The organism is Bifidobacterium apis (assembly GCF_036986835.1).
GTDB lineage: Bacteria > Actinomycetota > Actinomycetes > Actinomycetales > Bifidobacteriaceae > Bombiscardovia > Bombiscardovia apis_A.
This window is the reverse complement of sequence record NZ_BTXD01000001.1, coordinates 303,830-328,427: the sequence shown is the minus strand read 5'-3', so window position 1 is coordinate 328,427 and position 24,598 is coordinate 303,830. Positions and strand designations below refer to the sequence as shown.

20 protein-coding genes and 1 tRNA gene are annotated in these 24,598 nt (G+C 65.4%); 3 read left to right on the top strand and 18 right to left on the bottom strand.

Translation table 11 applies throughout. The features are described 5' to 3' along the window. Window positions 1–27 precede the first annotated feature (27 nt). From AACP62_RS01280 to AACP62_RS01270, 3 genes are all read right to left on the bottom strand, one after another. Window positions 28–1,599, bottom strand: a complete 1,572-nt coding sequence (locus AACP62_RS01280) for an acyl-CoA carboxylase subunit beta (protein WP_339345816.1) — start codon at window positions 1,597–1,599, stop codon at window positions 28–30. Next, a complete protein-coding gene (locus AACP62_RS01275; RefSeq protein ID WP_339345815.1) occupies window positions 1,596–3,431 on the bottom strand; it encodes an acetyl/propionyl/methylcrotonyl-CoA carboxylase subunit alpha in 1,836 nt (611 codons plus the stop codon). Before AACP62_RS01275 ends, AACP62_RS01280 begins: the two co-directional genes overlap by 4 nt. A gap of 66 nt (window positions 3,432–3,497) precedes the next feature. Then, complete coding sequence (locus tag AACP62_RS01270; RefSeq protein ID WP_339345814.1) at window positions 3,498–4,259, bottom strand: biotin--[acetyl-CoA-carboxylase] ligase; 762 nt, start codon at window positions 4,257–4,259, stop codon at window positions 3,498–3,500. 522 nt (window positions 4,260–4,781) lie between these two features. Here AACP62_RS01270 and AACP62_RS01265 point away from each other — a divergent pair. Both AACP62_RS01265 and AACP62_RS01260 read left to right on the top strand, forming a co-directional pair. Continuing rightward, window positions 4,782–6,674, top strand: coding sequence for a DUF6020 family protein (locus AACP62_RS01265; protein WP_339345813.1), 1,893 nt, complete (start codon window positions 4,782–4,784; stop codon window positions 6,672–6,674). Next, complete coding sequence (locus tag AACP62_RS01260; RefSeq protein ID WP_339345812.1) at window positions 6,671–7,903, top strand: PucR family transcriptional regulator; 1,233 nt, start codon at window positions 6,671–6,673, stop codon at window positions 7,901–7,903. The genes AACP62_RS01265 and AACP62_RS01260 overlap by 4 nt, the downstream gene beginning before the upstream one ends. A 90-nt stretch (window positions 7,904–7,993) precedes the next feature. Here the strand turns inward: AACP62_RS01260 and rplA are convergent, their stop codons facing one another. The 12 genes from rplA to dapE all read right to left on the bottom strand — a co-directional run bounded on the left by rplA (window position 7,994) and on the right by dapE (window position 19,736). Continuing rightward, window positions 7,994–8,683, bottom strand: coding sequence for a 50S ribosomal protein L1 (gene rplA, locus AACP62_RS01255; protein WP_029678147.1), 690 nt, complete (start codon window positions 8,681–8,683; stop codon window positions 7,994–7,996). A 64-nt stretch (window positions 8,684–8,747) separates the two neighbouring features. Then, complete coding sequence (gene rplK / locus AACP62_RS01250) at window positions 8,748–9,179, bottom strand: 50S ribosomal protein L11 (protein ID WP_015022451.1); 432 nt, start codon at window positions 9,177–9,179, stop codon at window positions 8,748–8,750. A gap of 138 nt (window positions 9,180–9,317) precedes the next feature. Then, the gene (gene nusG, locus AACP62_RS01245; protein ID WP_339345811.1) at window positions 9,318–10,175 is read right to left on the bottom strand and encodes a transcription termination/antitermination protein NusG; all 858 of its coding nucleotides are present in this window, start codon (window positions 10,173–10,175) and stop codon (window positions 9,318–9,320) included. A 30-nt stretch (window positions 10,176–10,205) separates the two neighbouring features. Then, window positions 10,206–10,430, bottom strand: a complete 225-nt coding sequence (gene secE, locus AACP62_RS01240) for a preprotein translocase subunit SecE (protein ID WP_029678149.1) — start codon at window positions 10,428–10,430, stop codon at window positions 10,206–10,208. A gap of 44 nt (window positions 10,431–10,474) precedes the next feature. Beyond that, a tRNA-Trp gene (locus AACP62_RS01235) sits at window positions 10,475–10,550 on the bottom strand. A 119-nt stretch (window positions 10,551–10,669) separates the two neighbouring features. Continuing rightward, on the bottom strand, window positions 10,670–11,878 hold the full coding sequence (locus AACP62_RS01230) for a pyridoxal phosphate-dependent aminotransferase (protein WP_339346508.1): 1,209 nt from the start codon (window positions 11,876–11,878) through the stop codon (window positions 10,670–10,672). Window positions 11,879–11,921: 43 nt separating this feature from the next. Then, window positions 11,922–13,064 (bottom strand): glutamate 5-kinase, encoded by a 1,143-nt coding sequence (gene proB / locus AACP62_RS01225; protein WP_339345810.1) that lies wholly within the window; start codon window positions 13,062–13,064, stop codon window positions 11,922–11,924. Next, entirely contained in the window at window positions 13,061–14,740 is a 1,680-nt protein-coding gene (gene obgE, locus AACP62_RS01220; protein ID WP_339345809.1) for a GTPase ObgE, read from the bottom strand. Before obgE ends, proB begins: the two co-directional genes overlap by 4 nt. Before the next feature lie 127 nt (window positions 14,741–14,867). Next, complete coding sequence (gene rpmA / locus AACP62_RS01215) at window positions 14,868–15,119, bottom strand: 50S ribosomal protein L27 (protein ID WP_015022457.1); 252 nt, start codon at window positions 15,117–15,119, stop codon at window positions 14,868–14,870. Between the two features lie 32 nt (window positions 15,120–15,151). Next, window positions 15,152–15,460: a 50S ribosomal protein L21 gene (gene rplU / locus AACP62_RS01210; RefSeq protein ID WP_024626855.1), complete on the bottom strand. Its 309-nt coding sequence runs from the start codon at window positions 15,458–15,460 to the stop codon at window positions 15,152–15,154. Between the two features lie 155 nt (window positions 15,461–15,615). Then, complete coding sequence (locus tag AACP62_RS01205; RefSeq protein ID WP_425332896.1) at window positions 15,616–18,327, bottom strand: Rne/Rng family ribonuclease; 2,712 nt, start codon at window positions 18,325–18,327, stop codon at window positions 15,616–15,618. Between the two features lie 179 nt (window positions 18,328–18,506). Beyond that, window positions 18,507–19,736 (bottom strand): succinyl-diaminopimelate desuccinylase, encoded by a 1,230-nt coding sequence (gene dapE / locus AACP62_RS01200; protein ID WP_339345804.1) that lies wholly within the window; start codon window positions 19,734–19,736, stop codon window positions 18,507–18,509. 144 nt (window positions 19,737–19,880) lie between these two features. On the opposite strand from dapE, the gene AACP62_RS01195 reads away from it, so the two are divergent. Beyond that, the gene (locus tag AACP62_RS01195) at window positions 19,881–20,825 is read left to right on the top strand and encodes an AEC family transporter (RefSeq protein WP_339346505.1); all 945 of its coding nucleotides are present in this window, start codon (window positions 19,881–19,883) and stop codon (window positions 20,823–20,825) included. Between the two features lie 19 nt (window positions 20,826–20,844). On the opposite strand, the gene AACP62_RS01190 is transcribed toward AACP62_RS01195, so the two are convergent. From AACP62_RS01190 to AACP62_RS01180, 3 genes are read right to left on the bottom strand one after another with little or no spacing between them, the layout of a single operon-like run. Then, window positions 20,845–22,236: a Maf family nucleotide pyrophosphatase gene (locus tag AACP62_RS01190; protein ID WP_425332895.1), complete on the bottom strand. Its 1,392-nt coding sequence runs from the start codon at window positions 22,234–22,236 to the stop codon at window positions 20,845–20,847. Next, window positions 22,184–23,236: a homoserine kinase gene (gene thrB, locus AACP62_RS01185; RefSeq protein WP_339345802.1), complete on the bottom strand. Its 1,053-nt coding sequence runs from the start codon at window positions 23,234–23,236 to the stop codon at window positions 22,184–22,186. The genes AACP62_RS01190 and thrB overlap by 53 nt, the downstream gene beginning before the upstream one ends. Beyond that, a complete protein-coding gene (locus AACP62_RS01180; RefSeq protein ID WP_339345800.1) occupies window positions 23,236–24,576 on the bottom strand; it encodes a homoserine dehydrogenase in 1,341 nt (446 codons plus the stop codon). Before AACP62_RS01180 ends, thrB begins: the two co-directional genes overlap by 1 nt. Window positions 24,577–24,598 lie beyond the last annotated feature (22 nt).

The following is a 24,598-nucleotide window of genomic DNA, read 5'->3' as shown; positions in this document are numbered from 1 at the left end:
GGATTGCTGATAATGACGAGGGGAAGCTCATAGAGGCTGGTTGCCGTGGTGCTTGTCGTTGACCCTGACGCGTTGCTTGTCTGCCAGGAGGTCCATGGCCTGGATCAGGACCGGTCTGGTCTGCTCCGGGTCGATCATGGCGTCCAGCTCGCCCATCTCCAGGGAGAGATTGGCGTTGACGGTGCTGGTTTCATACTCCTGGGCCAGCCGGTCGCGCAGCTCATCCACGTCCCGGCCGGCCTCCTTGGCCTCCTGCAGGTCGCGCCGGTGGATGATGTTGACCGCGCCCTGGGCCCCCAGCACTGCTATCTGCGAGGAGGGCCAGGCGTAGTTGAGGTCCGCGCCGATGGCCTTGGAGCCCATGACGATGTAGGAGCCACCGAAGGCCTTGCGCAGCACAATGGTGACCATGGGCACCTGGGCGTTGGCGTAGGCGTAGATGACCTTGGCCCCCCGGCGGATGATGCCGGCGTGCTCCTGGTCCGAGCCCGGCTTGTAGCCGGGGGTGTCCACCAGGGTGATGACCGGCAGGTTGAAAGCATCGCAGAGGCGGACGAAGCGGGCCAGCTTCTCGGAGGATTCCACATCCAGGCTGCCCGCGTCCACCATGGGCTGGTTGGCCACGATCCCCACCGGACGGCCCTCCAGGCAGGCGAAGCCCACCACGATGGACCGGGCGTAGAGCTCCTGGACCTGGACCAGTTCGCCGTAGTCGACGATGGCATGGATGACATCCAGCACGTCGTAGGGCTGCCGGTCGTTCTCGGGGATGACCGTGGCCAGGCGCTTGGCGGCCTGACGCTCGGCATGGCCGGAGATGAAGGCATAGCGGGGAGGCTCCTGTCCGCTGTTGGCAGGCAGGTAGGCCAGCACGGTCCTGGCGTAGTCGATGGCGTCGGCCTCATCCTCCCCCAGGTAGTGGGCCACGCCGGAACGGGTGTTGTGCACGTAGCCGCCGCCCAGCTGGTCCATGCTGATGGTCTCGCCGGTGGCCGCCTTGACCACGTCGGGACCGGTGACGAACATGTCCGAGTTCTCCTTGGTCATGATGATCAGGTCGGTCAGGGCCGGGCAGTAGACGGCACCGCCGGCGCAAGGGCCCAGGATCAGGGAGATCTGTGGAACGAAGCCGCTGGCCTGGCAGGTCTTGCGGAAGATGCGGCCGTACTGGGTCAGGGCGGCCACACCCTCCTGGATGCGGGCGCCGCCCGAGTCGATCATGGCCACGATGGGGACCTTGATCCGCAGGGCCATATCCATGAGCCGGCAGATCTTCTCGCCCTCGGCCCGGCCCAAGGTCCCGCCGCGAACGGAGAAGTCCTGGGCGTAGACGCCCACCTTGCGCCCGTAGACCAGACCGAAGCCGGTGATGACCGCGGAGCCGGCCCGGTCCCCGGCGATGTCGCCGCCGGCGAAGCGGCCCACCTCCTCGAAGGTGTCCTTGTCGAAGAGCAGATCCAGACGCTCCCGGGCGGTCTGCTTGCCCTTGGCGTGCTGACGGTCACGGGCGTGCTCCTCGGCCTGCTTGGCCAGGGCGGCGGCCCGGTGGATGCCCTGGCGTACCGGCTGGGAGCCCAAGGTGGATTCGGTGACGCTCATGCCTGCTCCTCCCCGCCCAGATCCAGGGTGACCAGGGTCTGGCCCGGATCAACCCCCTGGGCCACGGACACGTCAATGGTCTTCACACGGCCCTTGGCCGGGGCATAGACGTAGTTCTCCATCTTCATGGACTCCAGAACCACCAGCAGGTCGCCCTTGTCCACCTCCTGGTCGGGGGCCACGTTGATGCGGGTGACCACCGCCTGCATGGTGGCCACGATGACTCCGGACCGGGCTGCATCCTGCCGGGGTGCGCCGGGCTCCTGATCGCGCAGCCCGCGCCCGCGCAGGGGCTGCCGGGGCCTGGAAATGCCGCCGTGGCCGCCGACGCCGCTCATGCCGCCCAGCAGCGACTGAGGCAGGGACAGCTTGACCCGCTTGTCGTCGATCTCCACGTTGTAGGTCTCCATGGGATCGCTGTCCCGGTCCTGTTCCTGGGCGGAGGCGCCGGAGACCGAAGCGGGCTGACCACTGCCGTTGGAGGCAGGCTCCACATTCAGATAGACCCGTTCCAGCCACTTGGTGGACACGTCGAAGGAGTGACCGCCCTCGGCGGTGAACTCGGGGTTGGTGAAAATCTTCTGGAAGAGGCCGGCAGGAGTGGGGACCCCGCTGATGCTCATCTCGCGCAGAGCCCGACGGACCCTGGCCACGGCCGACGGACGGTCCTGGGCGGTCACGATCAGCTTGCCCATCATGGAGTCGTCCCTGGGCGAGACCGTGTCGCCCACCTCGACGCCCGAATCCACGCGGATGCCGGGGCCGGAGGGCCATTGAATCGACTCGATGGTCCCTGAGCTGGGTGTCAGGTTGGTGGCCGGGTCCTCGCTGGTAATGCGCAGCTCGAAGCTGTGGCCTCGGGGCGGAGGCGCCACGTTCAGGGAGCCGCCGTCGGCTATCCGCAGCTGCTCGCGGACCAGGTCCAGTCCGCACACCTGCTCGCTGACCGTATGCTCCACCTGCAGCCGGGGGTTGACCTCCATGAAGTAGACGTCATCCCTGGGGGTGACCAGGAACTCACAGGTGCCCAGGCCCACGTAGCCCACCGTGTCGAACAGGCGACGTGAGAATCCCTCCAGCTGGGCGATCACGTCGTCGGACAGGAAGGGGGCCGGGGCCTCCTCCACCAGCTTCTGGTTGCGGCGCTGGACCGAGCAGTCCCTGGTGGAGTAGACGGTGAACTGGCCGTGGCTGTCCCTGCCGGACTGGGTCTCCACGTGCCGGGCCCGGTCCACGAACTTCTCTATGAAGTAGTCACCCAGGTCGCCGCCCTGAAGGGCATCATGGTTCATGTAGAAGGTACGCAGCTCATCGCTGTCGTTGATCAGGGTGATCCCCCGGCCGCCGCCGCCGTCAGCCTTCTTCATCATGACCGGATAACCGTGCTCGTCGGCGAAGTCCAGCAGGGGACGCATGTCGGTGACGGGCTCGCTCAGGCCCGGCACCACAGGCACCCGGGCCCGCTCGGCCACCTTGCAGGCGGTGATCTTGTCGCCCAGCTCGTCCAGGACCTCCGGACCAGGCCCCACCCAGGTGATGCCCGCCTCAATCACCTTTCGCGCGAAGGAGGAGAACTCGGACAGGAAGCCATAGCCCGGGTGGAGGGCGTCAGCGCCGGCCCGGCGGGCGATGGAGACGATCAGATCCTCGTTAAGATAGGTCTCCATGTTGGTGTCCCCAGGCAGTAGGTAGGCCTCGTCCGCCATCTGGGCATAGGGGGCATCCCGATCCTGGTCGGCGTAGACGGCCACGGTGGCGATGCCCATCTCCTGGGCGGTGCGCACAACCCGTAGGGCTATCTCGCCGCGGTTGGCGATCAGCAGTTTTTTCATTCCCCTCTCCTCACTGGTTGCTCAAGGGTGATTCGGACTGACGGAAAGCATGAACAGGGTGAGGGTTTAGACCCCCACAGCAGCTACTTCAGGCAGGACGCCCACGTCTGCCGTGGAAACGTCAACTTGGCTGCCGTCGGGCAACCGCACGCGCAGAGAGGCGTCCGGATTGATCTCCAGGGCACGGCCCTCCACGGGCTCACCGGCCACGGGAACGACTCTGACCCGCCTGCCCAGCGTCCAGCTGAGCGCGGCAATCCGCGAGCGCAGCCCCTGCGGCCCGTTCAAGGCGCTATCCAGCGACCCGTCAACGCCGAGGGGGGCCATCTCCCCACTCAGGTGCCAGCTGATGGCATCGACCAGGTCGTCGCGCAGGGTCTGGTAATCGGGCAGATCCCGGTAATGGAGCTGCAAGGAGGTGGACTCAGCAATGGGCAGCGCCTGCCGGGGCAGGAAGAGGTTGATGCCGATGCCGACAGCCAAGGCCGACCAGTCCTGTTCCACCCGGACCAGCTCGCAGAGGATGCCCCCCAGCTTGGCTCCGCGGCAGAACAAGTCGTTGGGCCACTTGAGGGTCAGGACCCCGTCAGGGTCGCCGCCGTCAGCCAGTCGGCAGCCGTGGTACTCAAGCACGTCCTGCAGGCCTTCCAGAGCAGCCAGTCCCGCCACCATGGGCATCCATCCGCCAAAGGGTCCAGTCAGCAGGCTGGTGGGCAGCGGCAGGGCCCATGTGGCCAGCAGGGAGCGTCGGGGCTGATTGACCCAGGTTCGGGCGAGACGACCGCGGCACCGGGACTGCGCATCGGCAACCGCTACGCTCAGCGGCATGGTGCTCCCCCCGGCGCCCGGCCATCGCCGAATACCTTTACTTGCGACTCTTCCCTCGTATCGTGTAGTCGTAGAAACACCCTGACGGGCATTTTTTCGAGGCGTATCTTCGGCTTTTCCCCTTGTGCCAGAGGCCAGTCCCTTCACGGCCTCCGTGCTCGTTGTCGCTTCACCGCCCCCAAACAGCCGCTCGACCCGGTCGCGCGCATCCGAATACGTCGAGGCTTCCAGAGCATGAGCCACGAGCGTATTGGTCGAATCGACGGTGTCGAGCACCACGATCGAGGAGAGTACGCCACTGTCCAGCGATGCCGATGGCTGCCACTTGATATTCTGATGAGGCACGCGTTCCACTATACGGCACAAGGGGTCAGCCCCGGTAGCGAACCACCCACAAAAGCGAAGGCCGGTTTTTGTATCTTTTCACAGGGGACCCCTGGACAGCTCTGAGCGCATCCTCGGATGGGCACTGGATAAAATGGGGAAGCCGTACACCAGGCATGACCCGCGAAAGGGGTTCTTTTGAGCGCAGACAGCGGAAGGGCGCAAGCGAGAGAGGCGGGCGAACAACCTGTGCAAACATCGGCCTTGCAGACCAGGAGGCCTGGTTCCCGTGCTTCCCGGACCGTCGGCCTGGTCCTGGCCCTGCTGGCCTGCCTCTGGATCGCCTGCTGCACCGGTCTGGGCCCCATCTACCGTCAGCAGGGTTCGCTGACACAGGTGGGCCTGCCCCAGGTGCTGATCATGCTGGGAACCCTGGCTGTCTGCCTGGCCCTGGTCCTGGCCTTTCGCCGGATTCTGCTGGGCTCCGAACCCCTCAGGATGCCGCAGCGGCTGACCGCCCTGGCACAGCGCCCACGGATGCGTGCCTACGCGACCTTCATCACCCGGCAGACCAACGGCTGGCGACCCATCATGCGCCTGCTCCTGCTGGGCTGGGCCTGGGCCTTTCTCACCCTGCTGGCCGCCTACGGGGCCGATCTGTACGCGCAGGCCCAGGAATGCGCCAACTTCCTGGCCCAGCTGCAGGGCGATCAGCCCCCCTACGGCGGCAATGCCTTCACCCAGATGGACGTCTACCCCATCGGCCATTACCTGTGGCCGGGGCACCCCACCTTCCTGACCGACCAGCACAACATGGTGCTGACCCTGGTCTACGGGATGACCATCATGGCCTCCAACCATCTGACCGGATCCTATGATGCAGGCATCGTGCTCCTGGCAGGGCTGCAGGTGATCTTCGCGGCCTTCTGTTGCGCCGTCACTGCCGACCGCTTCCTGCGTGGCAGCGGAACCGGGCAGGTCGGTGCCCTGGCCCGTACCCTGGTCGTGCTCTTCTTCCTCTTCTCCCCCTTCGTGGTCTTCAGCACCTTCAGCCTGACCAAGTCCCCCCTCTTCGCCTTCGCCTTCATCTGGTGGTTCGGCATCTGGCACCAGCTGGAATCGGGGGACAAGAACTCGCCGCTCTACGCCAGCCAAGCGGCCCGGTTGCGGCCCGGCCTCGCCTTGAGCACCCTGATCATGCTGATCAGCGCCAAGTACGCCCTCTACATCGTCCTGGCCCAGCTGGTCCTGGCCCTGATCATCCACCGTCGCCAGTGGGCCACCATCCTGATAGGACTCCTGCTGCCCCTGCTCCTGTTCACTGGAGTGACCGGGGCTCTAACGGCCACGGGAACAGTCATCCAGGGTGACCCTGTGGAGAGCCGCAGCATCCAGCTGCAGCAGATCGCCCGGGTGGCCAAGCTCAACCCCCAGGGGATTCCGGCCCAGGCAAGGGCCGACCTTGAGCCCATCATGGACCTGGACAATGCCGCCATCCAGTACACCCCCTGGGAGGCCGACCGGGTCAAGTCCTCGGGCAACCAGCCCAAACTGATCGTCTATCGCTGGAGGACCGTCACACCCGAGCAGCTGTCCCGGCTGAATCGGGCCTGGCTCCAGGTGGGAATGCGCAACCCGGTGATCTACCTGGATGCCTTCATGGCCGAGTCCTACGGCTACTTCGACCCCGGCGACCCTGCCTACGTGGCCATGTCCTACTACCTCAACAACGGCTACGTGCAGAACTCGGGCTCCTGGCTGGCGGCCTGGTGCCACGACTGGCGCAACGGAGTGACCGGATTCGTCAGAACCTGGGCCGACACCCCCCTGCTGGGCCTGGTGGCACGGGCCAACTTCTGGGTGGTGGCCGCCCTGCTGCTGATAGTCGCACGCCTGGCAGCCGGTCACTGGCGCGGGGCCCTCTGCTGGTTCCCCCTCCTGCTGATCATGGGGGTCATGATCACCGCACCAGCCAACAACTTCGAACGGCACATGCTTCCGGTGGACATGGTGGTGCCCTTCCTGATCCTGGACATGGTCCGGCAGAGCCGCCGCGCCCGCGCCGAAAACCTGATGGACCGGCCGTCATGATCGGCAAGTCGAAGCGGCCCAGGCCGCAGGACGACGACCCTGCTGAGGCGCAGCAAGCTCACTGTGCACCTGCCGCTTCCGATACCGCCATGGAGCAGATTCTCCGGAAGACACTGGATCATTTGGATGAGACGCTGCCTTGGGCCAGGTCCCTGCCCGCTGATGGTCGCAGAACCTTGGAAGGGGCCATTCGAACAGCTCTGGATGACCTGCTCTCCCGACTTGACGCCCAAGGCACAGAAGGCGGTGAAGTCCCCTCCCCCGTACCAGCCGAGCTCTCCCGGAGTCTGGGCCCACACCGGGCCATGGAGTTGACCCAGGTCATTCTGAACATGCTTGAGGAGGCTGGCCGGACCATGGGGACCGAAGGGGAACGGTCCACGCTGGTCTACACCCGTCATGCCGCCACCGCAGCAGCCGCTCTCTACGCCGACCTGGCCGAGGCAAGAAACGGACGCAAGGCCGCAACGGAGTCGAGGATCATCCGGCATTTGATTGAGCAAACGGCGGATACACGGACCGTTGACGATCTGGCACGGCTGGGCTGGCCGACCGAATTCGACTGCTTTGCCGTCGTCGGCGAGGCCCAAGGCAACGATGAGGGGCAGGGCATGGAGAACGCCCGTCATCCCATCCACACCACGGTGGCCCGTCAAGGCGGCAGGGCACTGGTGGGCGAGAACGAGGGGCTCATGGTGGTTCTGATCGACCCAAACCGCTCGGGCACCCCGGTCGACTTCTGCGCATCCATCCTGCACTTCTTTGCTGAGGAGTCAGCTGTCTGCCTGGGATCTCTCCACCATGGGATCTCCGGTGCGGGCGCCTCAATACGAGCCGCCCTGAGCACGCACGCAGCAGCCCCGGCCGTGGCCGATCCCATCACCGCCGCCCTGCCCAGGCCACTGCACGCCGACGACCTGCTGCCCGAACGAGCCCTGAACGGGGACAGGGACGCTGCCGACCAGCTCTACCAGGAGGTCTATCTGAGCCTGGCCGGCCAGGATCCGGACGGGCCCCTGCCGACCACCCTGCTCACCTTCCTGCGCTCGGGCAACTCGCTGGAGGTCACCGCCAAGAAGCTGGGCATCCATCCCAACACCGTGCGCTACCGGCTCAGGCGTTGCGTGGAGGTAACCGGCTGGGATGCCATGGACCCGCGAGAATCCTTCGTCCTCCAGGCAGCCCTGATCATCGGCAGAATCCGAAGGTCGCATCCGGGTACCGACTGACTGAGGCCTGTCCAACTGCTGCCTGGCCAAGATATGAAAAGGGCGGGGACCCGAAGGTCTCCCACCCTGGAAGTATACAGCCGAACCGGCTCAGAGCACCGCGATGTCCAGGGGGACGCCCGGACCCATGGTGGTGGTGACGGTGGCCTTGGTGATGTAGCGGCCCTTGACCGTGGCCGGCTTCAGGCGCTTGATCTCCTCGTCGACCGCGTGGAAGTTCTCCTCCAGAGCCTGCTGCTCGAAGGAGACCTTGCCAACCGGGAAGCTCAGGTTGCCGTTCTTGTCCACACGGAACTCGATACGTCCGGCCTTGATCTCGGTGACCGCCTTGGCCACATCCATGGTCACGGTGCCGGTCTTGGGGTTGGGCATGAGGCCACGGGGACCCAGCACGCGGCCCAGGCGGCCGACCTTGCCCATCATGTCGGGGGTAGCCACCACGGCATCGAAGTCCAGATAGCCGCCGGCGACCCTGGTCACCAGCTCGTCGTCGCCCACCTCGTCGGCTCCGGCCTCGGCGGCTGCAGTCGCCTGGGGACCACGGGCGAAGACCAGGACGCGCACGGTCTTGCCGGTGCCGTTGGGCAGGCTGACGGTGCCGCGGACCAGCTGGTCGGCCTTGCGGGGATCCACGTTCAGGCGGTAGACGGCCTCCACGGTCTCGTCAAACCCGCGCTTGGGCATGCTCTTGAGCAGGGCGATACCCTCCTCAGGGGTGTACAGGTTGGTGCGATCGACCTTCTCGGCCGCCTCGCGGTACTTCTTGGAACGCTTGGTCATCTGCTTCTCCTATCAGCAGTCGCGGTGCGGGCAAGCGTATGCCCTACCGCTCACAACAAAAATTTCAGTCGGTGACGGTGATGCCCATGGAACGGGCGGTGCCTTCGATGATCTTCATCCCGGCCTCGACGTCGCGGGCCGACAGATCCTCCATCTTGGTCTGGGCGATCTCGCGGACCTGGGCCTTGGTGACGGATCCCACCTTGGTGGTCAGCGGGTTGCCGGCACCCTTGGAGACACCGGCCGCCTTGCGCAGCAGATCGGCTGCCGGCGGAGTCTTGGTAATGAAGGTGAATGAACGATCCTCGTAGACGGTGATGATGCAGGGGATGACCTGGCCCATCTTGTCCTTGGTGGCATCGTTGTACTGCTTGCAGAAGTCCATGATGTTCACGCCGTGGGAACCCAGTGCCGGGCCCAGCGGGGGCGCGGGGTTGGCCTTGCCGGCCTCTATCTGCACCTTGATCAGCGCGGTGACTTTCTTCTTTGCAGCCATATGCTGGTTCTTCTTTCTACGAAGCGGTGATGTCGGAGACCATAGGTCCCCTCCCGCAACCTGTTCTTTCCAAATGCGCTCCACAAGGAAGCACAAGCTCGGCAATTATCGCATCGACCGGGGACCGGCCGACGAGAATCAGACGATCTTTTCGACCTGGTCGAAGCCCAGTTCCACAGGGGTGTCCCTGCCGAAGATGGAGACCAGAACGGTCAGCTTCTGCGTGGTGGGCTCCACATCGGAGACCACGGCGGCCATGGTGGCGAAAGGCCCTTCGGTAACGGTGACCTGGTCGCCGACGGCGTAGGAGACCTCCACTGTGCGCTTCTTGGCAGCCTCGGGCTTGTCCCCAGCGGCCTTCAGCGCCTCGGAGGCAATCATGGGGGCCATCATCTGGACGACCTCCTTGCGGGTCAGTGGAGCCGGCTCCTTGCTGGGGCCGACAAATCCGGTGACGCCCTCGGTGTCGCGGATGATGCGGCGGGCGTTCTCGTCGGGCCACATACGAATCAGCACATAGCCGGGCACACGCACGCGGGTGACGACCTTCTTGCCCTTGTCGGTGTGCTTCTCGACCTCCTCCATGGGAATCTCCACCTGGAAGACCTTGTCCTCCAAACCGAAGGATGCCACACGGGACTCCACGTTGGCCTTGACGCGCTTCTCGTAGCCGGAGTAGGTGTGCAGAACGTACCACTTGCCCTCAAGGGTGCGCAGCTTCTTGGAGAACTCGTCCACGGCACGCTGACCGGGATCCTCCTGGTCGGTCTGATCGTCGTCAGAGGAGCCGTCGGAATCGGAAGATTCGACCTGGGTGTCCTCGGCCTGGGCGAATTCGGCGGGTGTGCTGTCCTGCTCAGCCTGCTCAGAAGGGGATCCGAGAGACTGATCCTGGACCTGGGTATCCTCCTGTGTGGGGGCATCATCGGACGCCGATGGGACCGACTCGGCGGCCTGATCGGGGTCCAATCCCTCTCTGGTCAGATCATCACTCATGGATCACTCCACCTTCTACCTTGTCACGGCTCAGCCAAATATCAGGAAGGCCAGTTTGCCCAGCCCGAAGTCCATCACGGTCACGAAGACCATCAGCAGCAACACAAAGATGAAGACGGCCACGGACCAGCCCACCAGTTCCTTGCCCGTAGGGGTCACGACCTTGCGGATCTCATCGATGACCTGCTTGATGAAGAGCCCGATACGCATGAAGAAGTTCGGCTTGGCTTCCTCAGCCCCATCCTTCTGTGCCATGGTCATCCGTCCTTCGTTTGTTCTGCATCATCTGCTGCAAGCCTTGGCAGGGAAGGCGGGACTCGAACCCACAACCTACGGTTTTGGAGACCGTTGCGCTACCAATTGCGCCACTTCCCTATCGGAACTTCCCCCAGCCTACTCGACAGGGAGGAAAAACCGCCAAATCGCAAGTCTAGCCTAAAGGGTGGATTGCGTCCAACCGTGTTGCCCCGAGAGCATTTTGCCCGGAAGCCGGGTCAGGCGCTGACCCAGTCCCCAAGACGCCGCATGCCCTCGGCCAGATCGTCGTCGGCCAGCGCGTAGGAGAAGCGCAAGCAGCCGGGCGCGCCGAAGGCCTCACCAGGCACGGCCGCCACCTGGATCTGCTCCAGGATGACCTCGGCCAACTCACCCGAGGTGGCACAGACCGTGCCTTGCGGACCCACTGGCCGATTCAGCAGACCGGTCACGTCGGCAAAGGCGTAGAAGGCACCCAGGGGTTCAGGGCAGGTCACCCCATCCATGTCATTCAGCGCATCCACAATGGCCCGTCGACGCAGGGCAAAGGCCGACCGCATGGCCTCAACGTCCTCCAGACCGCCGGTCAGGGCAGCCAGGGCCGCCTGTTGGGAGACGTTGGCCACGTTGGAGGTCATATGCCCCTGAAGCTTGGCAGCCGCCTGGGCAACCGGCAGGGGTGCAGCCAGCCAGCCCACCCGCCAGCCGGTCATGGCATAGGTCTTGGCCACACCGTTGACCACAATCAGCTGATCGCGCACCTGGGGCACCAGAGCGCCAGGATAGGGGGTGCGCGCCCCCTGGTAGGTCAGGTGCTCATAGATTTCGTCACTGATCACCCAGATCTGGTGCTCCATGGCCCAACGGTCCACGGCAGCCACCAGGTCGTCGTCCCAGACCGCCCCGGTGGGATTGGCAGGCAGATTGAGGATGATGGCACGGGTATGCTCGGTTCGGGCCGCCTCCAGCTGCTCCAGGCTGGGGATATAGCCCTGGTCGGCTCCACTGAGCACCGGGACCGGCCGACCACCAGCCAGCAGAACCATCTGGGGATAGCTGGTCCAGTAGGGCGCGGGAATGATGACCTCATCGCCGGGGTTCAAGAGGATCTGGAAGGTCTCGTAGACCGCCTGCTTGCCGCCGTTGGTGACCACCACCTGATCCGGGTCGATTTGATAGCCCGAGTCGCGCAGGGTCTTGTCGGCGATGGCCTGCTTCAATTGGGGCAGACCCGCCGTAGGCGTATAGCGGTGGTTGCGCGGATCCAGACAGGCGCGGGCCGCAGCCTGAACGATGTGGTCAGGCGTGGGGAAGTTGGGTTCGCCGGCACCGAAGCTGATCACATTCATGCCTTGGGCCTTCATGGCCTTGGCTTTTGAATCCACGGCCAGAGTGGCACTGGGGGCCACCGCATCTATGCGTCTGCTCAGGGTCTGCCATTGCGCCATAGTCATACTGTCATGCTACCGCCCGCTACCCCCAGGGATGTGCTCAGACCAGGACCAGAGAGTCCCGATGCACCAGCGGGTGGGCATAGTGGGCGCCCAGTCGGCTGCGGAGCTCCTTGGTGTTTAGGCCCAGCATGTCCTGGGCCTCCTCGGAGTCGTAGCCGGACAGGCCCTTGGCCACCTGGTGGCCAGACTCATCGTGGATCCAGACAGGATCGCCGGCCGAAAACTCACCCTGAACCGATCTGGCGCCAGCCGCCAGCAGGCTGGCCCGGCCGCCGCGCAGGGCTTTGACAGCCCCCTGATCCACCAGATAGCCACCCCGGGGACGGGAGGCGAACTTGATCCAGAGCCGATGCGAGGAACCACGCGGACGGATGGGGGCGAAGAGGGTGCCCACCCGGTCGCCGGCCAGGGCAGGACCTGCAAGGTCGGCACGGGTCAGAACCACGGGCATTCCGGAGGACGCAGCAATCCGGGCCGCCTCCAGCTTGGTGGACATGCCTCCGGTCCCCAGCCCGGAGACGGATCCCTGGGCATCCACCTGGTCCATGATGGCCGCCACATCGGGCACGAAGCCGATCTTGCGCGCCCCTGGCCTGGATGGGGGCTCGGTGTAGAGGGCATCCACATCAGTCAGCAGGACCAGGGCATCGGCGCTGACGATGTTGGCGATCAGGGCCGAAAGGTGGTCGTTGTCACCGAAACGGATCTCGTTGCTGGCCAGGGCATCGTTCTCGTTGACGATGGGGATGACCCCCAGATCCATCAGACGGCAGAGGGTGCGCCGGGCGTTGCGGTACTGGACGGCATGGGTGGTGTCACGGGCTGTGATCAGAATCTGGCCAACACGCAGGCCATAGCGGGCGAAGGCAGTCTCATACTGGGCCATGAGCAGCCCCTGGCCCACCGAGGCCGTAGCCTGCTGGGTGGCCACATCATCAGGGCGTTGGTCAAACCCCAGGGTGCCGAAGCCGGCAGCAATGGCTCCGGAGGTGACCAGGACCAGGCGAGCACCATTGACGGCCGCAGAGGCCAGGGCGCCCACCAGCGAACGCAGGCGGCCAAGGTCCAGGTGCCCATGGGGATCGGTCAGGGAGCTGGATCCTACCTTGACCACCATGGTGCGGGCCTGGGCCACCCGGGAACGGACCGCGGCCTGGTCGGATTCCTCCCCGCCGGTCATTGCCCGGCCTCTTCCGAACTGGCGGTATCCGCATCCCCGCGCCCCAGCAGGCCCTGCCTGTCGTGGGGATCGTCATCCACGGAGGGGTCGGCCCAGTGCCCCTGGCGCCGCTCCTGCTCCATGACCTGACGCACCGCCTGCCGGGCATCCATCATCTGGTGGTACTGGCGGCGGCGTTCGCTGTTGGTGCGGCGGCGGTTGAGCCCCTGGCTCTCCTCCAGCCGCAGGTCGCGGCCCCGGGCCACCTGGGGGGTGCCATCCAGCATTTCGGCACCGGCCGCCACGCTCGGGTCCCAGTCGAAAGCCACCGCATCGTCGCCAGGACCGATGCGAACCTCGTCCCCAGGTCTGGCTCCGGCCTTGCGCAGGGCATCCTCCACACCCATTCGGGCCAGGCAGTCGGCCAGATAGCCCACGGCCTCCTCGTTGTCGAAGTTGGTTTGGCGAACCCAGCGCTCGGGCTTGGCACCGCAGACCCTGAACCAGGTCTGTCCGGACCGGGTCTGATGCCGCTCAAGAGTGAAGTCCCCGGACTGGTCGGCACTCCTGCGCCGCCGCTCCAGGGGGCGGATGACCACACGCTCCTCCTGCCTGGCCTCCTGCTGCTCCCGCAGCTGCCTGCGCAGCCGATCCACCAGACCAGCCAGGTAGTAGCCCAGTTCCTTGAGGCCCTGATGCGAGGCTGTGGAGACTATGAAGACCCTGAGGCCCAGGGCTTCGAAGTCGGGACGGACGAATTCGGCCAGTTCGCGTGCCTCCGGCAGGTCGGCCTTGTTGAGGATGATCACCCTGGGCCGCTCCGCCATGGGGATGACCCCCAGCGGAAGCTCCAGGCGGTCGGCATAGCGGGACAGCTCCTCTTCCAGGGCCCGATAGTCGCTCATGGGATCCCGATCAGGCTCCAGAGTGGCGCAATCGATGACGTGGGCGATGATCTCGGTGCGCTCGATGTGCCGCAGAAACTCCAGCCCTAGGCCCTTGCCCTGGGAGGCTCCCGGGATCAGCCCTGGCACGTCGGCCATAGTGAAGCGGCTCTCCCCTGCCTGGACCACGCCCAGGTTGGGCACCAGGGTGGTGAATGGATAGTCGGCGATCTTGGGCCGGGCCGCGCTCATGGCTGCCACCAGGCTGGACTTGCCTGCGCTGGGGAAACCCACCAGGGCCACGTCGGCGATGGATTTGAGCTCCAGCACCAGGTCACGCTCCTGCCCGGGGTCCCCCAGCAGTGCGAAGCCGGGGGCACGCCTGGCCTTGGTGGCCAGGGAGCGGTTGCCCAGGCCTCCCACGCCGCCCTGGGCCGCCACGAACCGGTCCCCTGCATGAGCCAGATCGGCCAGGCGCTCACCCGGCTGCTTGCGCTCGCCCTGGCCGCCCTTGGCGGTGAAGACCACAGTGCCCACAGGGACCGGCAAAATCAGATCCTGGCCACGGCTGCCGTCCTTGTCGCCGCCCAGACCCATGGTGCCCGATTCGGCCTGGCGGTGGGGCAGGAAGCGGTAATCCAGCAGACTGGTGGCGTTGGCATCGGCCTGAAGAATGACCGAACCGCCCTGGCCGCCATCGCCACCATCGGGCCCGGCCAGGGGCTTGTACTTCTCGCGGCGGATAGAGGAAGCCCCATTGCCGCCATCGCCACCCTTGACATGGACGGTGACCTGATCCACAAATGCGCTCATAGGGGCCCATGGTACTCAATCCGGCCTGACATGCGGCCCCTGAGAGCTGAATGCCCGGCATCTCCATACATATGCAAAAAGGCCACCCCATGACAGGGATGGCCTTTGACTGATGCCGATAAGGCAATCAGGCGGTAAGCACGTCAACGACCTTGCGGTCACGCCGGTTGGCGAACCGAACCGTTCCGTCCGTCAGGGCGAAGAGGGTGTGGTCCTTGCCCAGGCCGACGTTCTGGCCGGGGTGGAACTTGGTGCCACGCTGGCGAACGATGATGTTACCGGCCACTACGGCCTCGCCGCCGAACTTCTTGACGCCCAGGTACTGTGCATTCGAATCGCGCCCGTTGCGTGAGCTGGACGCGCCCTTCTTATGTGCCATGTCTGGTTCCTTTCCTACCTCGACCTAGGCCCTCAGGCGATGGCCGTGATCTTGACCACGGTCTGCTTCTGGCGGTGGCCCTTGCGACGCGCCACGCCGGTCTTGTTCTTGAACTTCTGAATGTTGATCTTGGGACCCTTGGCCTCGTCATCCACGACCTCGCCCTTGACGGAGATCTTGGCCAGATCCTTGGCGGCCATGGTCACCTTGGATCCATCGACGACCAGCGCGACCGGAAACTCGACCGACTCGCCCTTCCTGGCAGCCAGACGGTTGACCGTGATCTGGTCACCGACCTCGACCTTCTCCTGATGGCCTCCGGCCTTCACAATCGCGTACATAGCCCTACCTTGCCTGTTGTCCAAAGCTGTCTGCGCCCGGCAACCGAATCCCGCCATGCGATTGACGGACCCGTCCAGACACCAGCTAACCAGTATAGAAGCAAACACACCGCGTCGTCAAATGTGCCTGCCCCGCCGACAAAACGAGGTTAAGTTTATGACTCCTTGGCGACATCCGCCGTCCCAGCCTGGGCATCGTCCTCGTCCGATGCCGCCTGGGCCGCCGCAGCGATCCTGGCCAGCTTGGCCTTGACTGCAGGTGTCGAGCCGGTGGACAAGGTCTCCTTGGCAGAGGAGCCATGCCCATGCTTGTTGGTCTTGACGAAGGGGTCACCGCCCTTGACCGCGTATGGATCGGCATAGGAGGCGGAGATGGTCGGCTTGTCGTGAAGGATGAAGCCTCGGCCATGGCAGGTGGGGCACTCCTCGGAGAAGGCCTCGACCAGACCCTGGCCCACCCGTTTGCGGGTCATCTGCACCAGACCCAGGGAGGTGACCTCGGCCACCTGATGCTTGGTGCGGTCCCGGGCCAGGCACTCCACCAAGCGGCGCAGGACCAGGTCGCGGTTGGCGGGCATGACCATGTCCACATAGTCGATCATGATCATGCCGCCGATGTCGCGCAGACGCAGCTGCCTGGCGATCTCCTCGGAGGCTTCCAGGTTGCAGCGGGTCACCGTCTCCTCCAGGGACTTGCCCTTGCCTATGAAGCGGCCCGTGTTCACATCGATGGTGGTCATGGCCTCGGTGCGGTCGATGACCAGGGAGCCGCCGGAGGGCAGGTAGACCTGACGCTCCATTCCCTTGCGCAGCTGGCTGTCGATGCTCCAGCGGTCGAAGACATCCTTGCCCTGGTGCTCGGCCGGATCCCAGTGCTCAAGCTTCTCCTCCAGGTCGGGCGCCATGGTCTCCAGGTAGTTGCGGACCCTCTCGTAGACCCCCTCGCCCTGGACCACCAGCTTGGCGAAGTCGTCGTTGAAGATGTCACGGACCACGCGGATGGCCACGTCCGGCTCGCCCTGCAGAAGCTTGGGGCGTTTGCCGTGCAGAAACTCCTTGCGCTTGTCCTCGATCTTGCTCCACTGACGCTGCAGGTTCTTCAGGTCCTTGGTCAGAGCCTCCTCGCTGGCCCCCTCGGCCGCGGTTCGGATGATGACACCCATGTCCTTGGGAGCCACCCTGGAGACGATGCTCTTGAGGCGGGAACGCTCGCGGTCGGGCAGCTTTCGGCTGACGCCGGTCATGCCGCCCGAGGGTACCAGGACCAGGAAGCGGCCGGCCAGAGTGACCTGCGAAGTCAGCCGGGCGCCCTTGTGACCGATGGGATCCTTGGTGACCTGGACCAGCACGGGATCGCCGGACTTGAAGGCCAGCTCGATCCGGCGGGGCTGACCTTCCAGACGGGTGGAGTCCCAGTTGACCTCGCCGGCGTAGAGCACGCCGTTGCGGGCCTGGCCGATGTCCACGAAGGCAGCCTCCATGCTGGGCAGGACGTTCTGGACCCGGCCCAGGTAGATGTTGCCGACAGTGGAGACCTCCTGGATGTCGGAGACGTAGTGCTCGACCAGGATGTCGTCCTCGATGACCGAGATCTGGGTGTGGTGCTCCTTCTCGCGCACCACCATCAGACGGTTGACGTTTTCGCGGCGGGCCAGGAAGTCCTGCTCGACCAGCTGGGACTGGCGGGAGCGCTCGCGACGGTTGTCCCGCCGACGCTGCTTCTTGGCCTCCAGGCGGGTGGAACCCTCCACGTCGGTGATCTCATCGATATATTGCTGCTTGCGCGAACGGCGGGTGCCGGACTCCTCGGACTCGCCCTCAGCGGACTTGGAGCCCCTGCGACGGCGACGGCGACGGGTCAGCGGGGCCTCGTCCTCGTCATCCTTGTCCTTGTCTTTCTCCTGCTCGTGCCCGCGACGGCGGCGACGAGTGGAAACGGACTTCTCAGTGTCCTCGTCATCACTCTTGGAACGGCGACGGCGACGGGTGCGTGTACTGGACTCATTCTGATCCTCGTCCTGCTGCTCCTGGTCCTCGTCGACCACGAAGGTGATGCCCTCGTGATCCAGATCCTCCTCGATGCGCTCCACCTCGTCAGCGGCCCTGCGCTCCTCGGCGTTGAGCCTGCGGGAACGGCGTGAACCGCCCTCCGAAGTGCTCCTGGATCTGCTGCGGCGGGAGGTATTGGGCGATTGCTCGGCATCCTCCTCTTCGTCATCCCGTTCTTCGCTCTCATCCTGCTCAGGCCGGGAGGTGGGTATGACGGGCTCCTGGAAGAGCAGGGATGTCATGGGTCGGGGACGGGAGGCGCGCGGACGCTCATCCTGCTCCTCGGCCTTCCGGCCTGCCCTCTGGCTACGACTCGAGGTCAGAGCCTCCACAGCCTCAAGGGCACGTTCCTGACGGTCTTGATCAGGTTCGCCCTCCTGGGCATGCTCCTCAGTGTGTCGACGGGCAGTAGTTCGGGTGCGACGACGAGTGGTCGCCCTGGCCGGCTTGGACTCGCTCTCATCCTCCTGGGCGCTCTGATCGGCCGCCTGATCCTCCTTGGGCTTGCGGGTGCGACGGCGATGGGTGGCGGAGGGCTTGGACTCGTCGTCCTCCTCCTTGGCCTTGCGGGAGGCCTTGCGCTTCTCGGCCTCGACCTTCACAGGTACGTCGGCACCGGCGGCGCCGGCCACCCTGACCACACGTCGTCCAGTGCGGCGGCGGGTGCCGGAACCGGCGGTCTCCTCGACCTGCCGGCCCTGCCCATCACTGATGGCGGGCCTATTCTCCTGGGTATCCTCATTATTCGTTTTTTCGGGCACAATGCTCCTTGCGGCACGCCGCCTCGCGCCGCTCTCACGGTTCCGATCCGTCCTCACGCTGCACTCTCACTGCAACCGCGCACCTACGTACGCCCGTTCGAAACGCCTTGGCAAAAAGTCTTCCTGACGCAGGCGGACACCGACGCCCGTACGGATCACTGGGTCTCCGTCCGGGGGGATCAACGCCTACGCTGCAAGTGGTCAGGCAGAACCACCGTCATCTAGTATGGCACAGTTCAGCGGCCATCAGGTCCATTGAGCCACTCGACCAGTATCGCCTCCAGCCTGACCAGGTCATCCAGGGGCACCTGTTCGTCGGCCTTGTGGGCCAGCAGGGGGTTCCCCGCGCCCAGATTGACGGCTGGTAGGCCGAGGGCTGAAAACCGCGCTACATCGGTCCATCCCAGCTTGGCGCGAGGCTGCTGACCCGTGGTCCGGGCAACCAGGTCCGCCAGCGAACGCGCCCATGGCGAATCCAGACCCGGACGGGCCGCGGGAGATTCATCGCACATGCGCACCGAGAATCCCTGGAAGACCCCGCCGCGGGCCATATGCTCGCCATTGCCCAGCTCGGCGCCTGTCCCCTGGCCCATCATCAGCTCCTTGGCCTGGGCCAGGCTCTTGTCGGGGGCGAACCGGTAGTTGACATGCACCCGGCAGCGGTCGGGAATGACGTTGGTGCCCAGACCGCCTTCGATCATGGTGGCGTTGAGCCCCTCCCGGTAGTCCAGGCCGTCCACCCGAACCGTGGCCGGACGGTACTGCTCCAGCCGGTCCAGAATGGGCGCGGCCGCGTGGATGGCATTGCTGCCCATCCAGGAACGGGCGGAGTGGGCCGCCGTACCGTGGGTGATCAGGTCGAATCGCATGGTTCCGTTACAGCCAGCCTCGATGGCGCAGTCGGTGGGCTCGCCGATGATGGCGAAATCCCCCTGCACCCAGTCTGGGTGGGCGGCCACCACCCGACCCAGCCCGTTCAGGTCGGCCTGGACCTCCTCATGGTCGTAGAAGACGAAGGTCAGGTCATAGACCGGCTCCTGCAGGGTGAGCGCCAGATGGAGGAAGACGGCATCCGAGGCCTTCATGTCGGCGGTACCCCGGCCGTAGAGCACCCGGGATCCGGGGTGGGCGGCGGCCGGATCAGTGCGGATATGCGGATCGCCGGGCTCCAGCCAGCGCGGGGGCAGGTTCCCATCCACGGGCACGGTGTCCAAATGCCCGGCAAGGACGATGCGGTGGGGACGGCCCAGCTGGGTGGAGGCCACGACCGTGTCGCCCAACCGTCGGACCAAGAGGCCAGAGCGTGAGGACAGGGCCCTCTGGACGGCATCGGCCAGGGCGGTTTCCTGACCACTGACCGAAGGCAGGGCGGTCATGGCCTCCAGTATGCTTGCCAGGGCCTGGGCTGGTTCTGCCCCCCGGGCGCCGGCGAGAAGATCAATATCCGTCTGTGTGTTCTTGGCCATAGTGCCATGCTAGCGGGCCGAAGGAGCGCGGATGGACCTGCAGCCGCAAGCATGGGCTCCGGGTGGCACAATGGGGACGACGGAAGCGGTGGCCCTCCGCCCGGGAGGCCGTCGTCCACCATGCGAGACGAGGAGGATGCCGGAGTGCCTGGACTGCTCAGTGCCATGGAAGGGTTCTTCATCATCGGCGTGGTCATCGCCGTGGGCTATGTGGCCGCCCGCTTCCATGTAGGCGGTCCCACGGCCCAGCTGGTGCTCAACAAATACTCCTTCTTTGTGTCAACGCCCTGCCTGATGTTCGCCATCCTCTCCAAACAGAAGCTGTCGGTCATCTTCCACCCCAGCATCATCGTGGCCTTCCTGTCGGCGGCGGCCGTAGGTCTGCTCTTCGTGGCCCTGAACGCGACCAGCTTCCACCTGCCGGCCGCCGAAGCCACCATCGGCGCTCTCGACTCCCTCTATTTGAACTCCAACAACATCGGGCTGCCTGTAGCCACCTATATTCTGGGCAATCCCACACTGGTGGCACCCATCCTGGTCATGCAACAGGCCCTGTTCACCCCCATCGGATTGACCGTTCTGGACGCGACCACCTCCGGCAAGCTCTCGGTCAGGACCATCCTCAAACAACCCTTGAAGCAGCCCATCCTCATCGGCTCCATAGGCGGCATAGCGATTTCGGCCATCAGCGCCCAGGTCGGTCATTTCGTCATCCCCGACTTCGTCTACAAGCCCATCGACATGATCGGGCAGTCGGCCGTGCCCATGATCCTCATGGCCTTCGGCATGTCCCTGCGGGGTTCGCGACCCATGGGCCAGGGCACCGACCGTCGTGCCACCCTGTGCGCGGTGATCCTGAAGAATCTGGTCATGCCCATGATCGCCTACCTGCTGGCCCGGTTCATGATGGGCTTCAGCGGGGCTGAGTTGTACGGGTGCGTGGTTCTGGCGGCCCTGCCCACCGGCCAGAACGTCTACAATTATGCGGCCCGCTACGAGGTGGGAACTACCTTCGCCAGGCATGGCATCCTGCTGAGCACGATCAGCTCGCCCGTGATCATCGCCCTGGTCGCCCTGCTCCTGAGCTGATACGCCTGAACACTCCTGCTCAGCCTTCGGCCGCCAGGGCCTCCAAGCGTTGCCGGAAGTGCGGCCAATCCTGTCCGAAGGCCTTGAGCAGGGGCAGGTCCACGACCTTGTCCAGGTCCACCCATTCCAGGGCAATGCTCTCGTCGTCATTCATGCGGGGATCGACCTGGTGGCCGGGACGCTCGAAGGCCAGGATGGTCGTGTAACCCCAGGGACCGTGGTCCTCCAGGTAGGAACCCACCACCTGAATGTCCTCCGGGTGGATGTTGGCCTCCTCATAGCTCTCGCGCAGGCCGCCCTCAAGAGGATTCTCCCCGTCGGAGATGGCGCCGCCCGGCACGCCCCAGGTGCCGCCCTCGGCGCTCCAGCGGGCCCGGTGCTGCAGAAGCACGCTGACGGGTGCGCCCGTGCGGGCATCACGCCTGGCCAGCAAGACGCCGGCAGCCCCGTTGAGCCCCCAGTGCCGCCTGCCACAGGCACAGTCCACCCACCCGTCGCCAGGCTGGTGGACGTTCTCCGCAGGGGCGACCAGCCCCTCAGAGCCATGCGTCGATCCGTCTGCCTGCTGCCGCTCGGGCAGGACCCGCTGGGCCCACAGGTCAGGCCAGGAGACGTCCAGCTCCTGGGCCAGGGCGCGCAGGGTGGGCATGCTCAATCCCATCACTCCGCTGGGATCACCCTGGATGCCCTGGATGAAAGCGCTGCCCAATCCCTCCAGGGTGAAGGAGCCGGCCACCTCCAGGGGTTCGCCGGTGGCCACATAGGCCTGCATGGAGGCCCGGTCATAGTCTCCGAAGGTCACCTGGGCGCTGCTGACCGCCCGGACCCGTCGGCCGGTGGCCAGATCGATCAGACAGTGGCCGGTGACCAGGGTGCCTGTTCGGCCGCGCATGGCCATCAGCCGCTCCAGAGCACGCTCCGGCTTATGGGGCTTGCCCATGACGGCGCCGTCCACACTGAACAGCGAGTCGCACCCCAGCAGGAGGGGCCCGCGCCCGGCTCCGAGCATCCCGCCCCAGGTCCCGATGACCTGGCTCATGGGATCCCTGGAGGATGCATCCGAATCGTCCTGGCTCAGAGGCCTAAAAGTGACCAGGTCGCCCCGCGAGCGCCTTTCGGCATCCTTGACGGCATCCATGGTCGTTTGGACAGCCGAAGCCTTGGCCTCAGCCAGGACGCTGACCCGTTCGCGCACATCCAGGTCTTCCAGGTGACAGCCCAGTTCACGGGCCCGTTCCGCCAGGACGGCCGGCTCATCCACCTTTGAGGGTCGGATGATGGGGTCGATGCCCGCCTGGACCAGAAGCCGACGCCTTGAGGGGGAGGACGATGCCAGGATAAGCGGAATATGCCTGTCTTCAGTGTTCACGATTGCCTTCCTGGTCCCGTTCCACCTGGACCCCCTTGCCATCCACGTCCAAGGACAGGATCCGCCAGCGGCCGGAATCCAGATAGTCCTTGGCAAGGATCCGCAGCTCGTTTTCAGCATCCCCGTAGTGCAGGACGATAATGCAGGGCCCGGCTCCGGAGACTGCCGCCGCATAGCCCTGACGGCGAAGGAGCTGCAGGAGCTTGGTTGAGGAGGGCATGAGCCCGGCCCGGTATGGCTGATGGAGCCGGTCCTGGGTGGCTACGAAGAGCAGGGCGTTGACCCTGGCAGCCTGCTCGGCGGACTCGGTCCCCGGATCATCCAGGGACCCGGGGTTCAGAGCGCCGGGAATCAGGGCCGCCCTTGACAGGTTGTGAACGGCATCCGCGTAAGGCACCCGGTTGGGCAGGGCCTGGCGGGCCTTCTGCGTGGACAGGCGAGCGCCAGGGACGAAGACCGTGGCTTTGATGGCCGGATACACCTTGTAGCGCAGGGTGTGGTAACCGCCCTCCAAGGGTGCGCCCCCGGCTATGGGCAGGGAACCCACACCCTCGCCGGTGGCCAGATCGTAGGAGACGGTCAGACCCCCGTAGACGGCAGGCGCCACGTTGTCGGGATGCCCCTCGATCTGGGCGGCCAGTGCGAAGACGGCATCACGGCGCAGGGGGCCGGTGTGGGCAAAAGCCGCAGCCGCCGCAATCCCGGCCACGATGGCCTCGGCGCTGGATCCCAACCCCCTGGCCTGGGGGATGCGGTTGACCGCGCGCATGATGAACCCGAACCTTGGCAGCCCAAAGACCTGGCAGGCCCGCCGGAAGGCGGAGACGACCAGATGGGTCTCGTCTCGGGGCAGTGTCCGCTCCCCCTCGCCCTTGATGACCACATAGGCGGTGGTATCGCCCGGGTCCACGGAACGGGTGAAGACGATTTCGTCATGGTAATCCAGTGCCAGACCGACCGCATCGAAACCCGATCCCAGGTTGGCGCTGGTGGCCGGCACACGCACCCGCACAGTGGATGGACCCTCTGCAGCAGCGGTCATCATTGGGCCTGCCGATCGAAGACACGCAGGATGGAGGCCTGCCCGGTGACCGAGTCGAAGGTGGAAATCCGCTCGACCACCTGCCGCAGGGTCACCTCGTCGCACAGGTGGGTGACCACGCGCAGCTGCTGGATCTCGCCGCTGTAGCCCGGGTCATGCAGGGTGGGCTTGATGTCCTGGTTGACTCCGTTGATGGAGATGCCCGCCTCGGAAAAGACCTGGGCGATGGCCGCCAACACGCCAGGCTTGTCGTGGATCAGGAAACGGACGGCAAAGGCGGCCCGGGATGCATCCAGCGGGGCCATGGGGATGTTGGCATACATGGGGATCCCCGGACCCATGCCATGCCGGACGATGTGGCGGGCCTCGGTGACCACGTCCCCCACAACGGCTGATGCTGTGGGCGCTCCGCCGGCACCCCGGCCGTAGAACATGAGATCGTCTGCGGCCTTGGCGGTGACAAAAACCGCGTTGAAACTGCCATGGACCGAGGCCAGGGGGTGGTTGTCGGGGATCAGTGCCGGATAGACCCGGGCGGAGATGCCCTGTTCGCCGCGTTCGGCCACGGCCAGAAGCTTGATGACCCTGTGCTCGGTCTGTGCGGCCGCAATATCGTCAGCGGTGATGGCACGGATGCCCTCCACGGGGACATCGTCCAGGCGCACATCGGTATGGAAGGCCAGCGTGGCCATGATGGCGGCCTTGGCGGCTGCATCCAGCCCGTCCACGTCGGCAGTGGGGTCCGCCTCAGCGAAGCCCTTGGCCTGGGCGTCGCGCAGGGCCTGGTCGAATTGAAGACCCTTGGTGGTCATCTCATCCAGAATGTAGTTGGTGGTTCCGTTGACAATGCCCACCAGGCTGGTGATGCCGTCACCCACCAGGGATTCGCGCAGGGGCCGCACGATGGGGATGGCCCCGCCCACGGCCGCCTCGAAGTAGATGTCGACGCCCCGCTCTTCGGCAGCCCGGTAGAGCTCGGGACCGTGCTGGGCCAGCAGGGCCTTGTTGGCGGTGACCACGCTGGCGCCGGACTCGATGGCCTTGAGCAGCAGGGTGCGGGCCGGCTCGATGCCGCCGATCAGTTCGATGACGATGTCCGCCCGGGTGACCAGACCGGCTGAGTCTGTGGTCAGCAGGGACGGATCGATCCAATCAGCCTTGACCTTGTCGGGGTGGAGGACGGCGATGCCCACCAGCTGCAGGGGACGACCCACTCGGCTGGCCAGATCCTGGCTCTGCTCCACCAGGAGGCGAGCGGTCTGGGAACCCACGGTCCCTGCCCCCAGAAGTGCTATACGGATAGGCCTGACGGCCTCCTGCTGCTGCGTATTCGTGGGCATATGGATCCTCCATCCGCCCCAA

Coding starts and splice junctions, on each gene's coding strand:
- AACP62_RS01280 (WP_339345816.1), bottom strand. CDS start 1,599: ATGAGCGTCACCGAATCCACCTTGGGCTCCCAGCCGGTACGCCAGGGC.
- AACP62_RS01275 (WP_339345815.1), bottom strand. CDS start 3,431: ATGAAAAAACTGCTGATCGCCAACCGCGGCGAGATAGCCCTACGGGTT.
- AACP62_RS01270 (WP_339345814.1), bottom strand. CDS start 4,259: ATGCCGCTGAGCGTAGCGGTTGCCGATGCGCAGTCCCGGTGCCGCGGT.
- AACP62_RS01260 (WP_339345812.1), top strand. CDS start 6,671: ATGATCGGCAAGTCGAAGCGGCCCAGGCCGCAGGACGACGACCCTGCT.
- rplA (WP_029678147.1), bottom strand. CDS start 8,683: ATGACCAAGCGTTCCAAGAAGTACCGCGAGGCGGCCGAGAAGGTCGAT.
- rplK (WP_015022451.1), bottom strand. CDS start 9,179: ATGGCTGCAAAGAAGAAAGTCACCGCGCTGATCAAGGTGCAGATAGAG.
- nusG (WP_339345811.1), bottom strand. CDS start 10,175: ATGAGTGATGATCTGACCAGAGAGGGATTGGACCCCGATCAGGCCGCC.
- secE (WP_029678149.1), bottom strand. CDS start 10,430: ATGGCACAGAAGGATGGGGCTGAGGAAGCCAAGCCGAACTTCTTCATG.
- AACP62_RS01230 (WP_339346508.1), bottom strand. CDS start 11,878: ATGGCGCAATGGCAGACCCTGAGCAGACGCATAGATGCGGTGGCCCCC.
- proB (WP_339345810.1), bottom strand. CDS start 13,064: ATGACCGGCGGGGAGGAATCCGACCAGGCCGCGGTCCGTTCCCGGGTG.
- obgE (WP_339345809.1), bottom strand. CDS start 14,740: ATGAGCGCATTTGTGGATCAGGTCACCGTCCATGTCAAGGGTGGCGAT.
- rpmA (WP_015022457.1), bottom strand. CDS start 15,119: ATGGCACATAAGAAGGGCGCGTCCAGCTCACGCAACGGGCGCGATTCG.
- rplU (WP_024626855.1), bottom strand. CDS start 15,460: ATGTACGCGATTGTGAAGGCCGGAGGCCATCAGGAGAAGGTCGAGGTC.
- dapE (WP_339345804.1), bottom strand. CDS start 19,736: ATGGCCAAGAACACACAGACGGATATTGATCTTCTCGCCGGCGCCCGG.
- AACP62_RS01190 (WP_425332895.1), bottom strand. CDS start 22,236: ATGGCAAGGGGGTCCAGGTGGAACGGGACCAGGAAGGCAATCGTGAAC.
- thrB (WP_339345802.1), bottom strand. CDS start 23,236: ATGACCGCTGCTGCAGAGGGTCCATCCACTGTGCGGGTGCGTGTGCCG.
- AACP62_RS01180 (WP_339345800.1), bottom strand. CDS start 24,576: ATGCCCACGAATACGCAGCAGCAGGAGGCCGTCAGGCCTATCCGTATA.